The 413-nt window shown below is 49.9% G+C and carries 1 protein-coding gene; it reads left to right on the top strand.

Annotated elements, in window-relative coordinates; genetic code table 11:
• The coding region (locus tag AC1RPW_RS08015) for a hypothetical protein (protein ID WP_391857577.1) at nt 1–197 on the top strand (197 nt) is incomplete at its 5' end.
• Nucleotides 198–413 lie beyond the last annotated feature (216 nt).

Here is a 413-nt window from a genome sequence, read left to right on the forward strand (position 1 = left end):
AACTTAATGAGTGGTTTTGGGAAATTTCTGCGTCTGTCTCGAATTTCACGCCCAAATCGCTTTTCTACAAACGTGAGTTCGAGGTTGCGGGGCGTCGATTTCTTGGCGTGTTTCCTATCGAGGTTCCCTACGACCATTTCGTATACAGGCTGAGCTTTGACCAAGAGGACCCCACGTGGCAAAAATCACGCACATAGTGTATCCGGGTCCCGTTCGTTCCAAGACTGACGGAGATGAGCATTACATAACGGCCAATCAGTTGGTATGGTTGTATGGGCTACGTCCCGGAACTTATCTGATTTATCCGTTCGACCGAGGCGCGTACACCGAAGAGTTCTTGGACTCTTTGACACCAGCGCATCCACGCTACGATGGGAGGTACCCAAAATTCGCGTAACTCTGTATCACGAGTC

Source organism: Dellaglioa sp. CoH-55-MRSF-8, assembly GCF_056782195.1.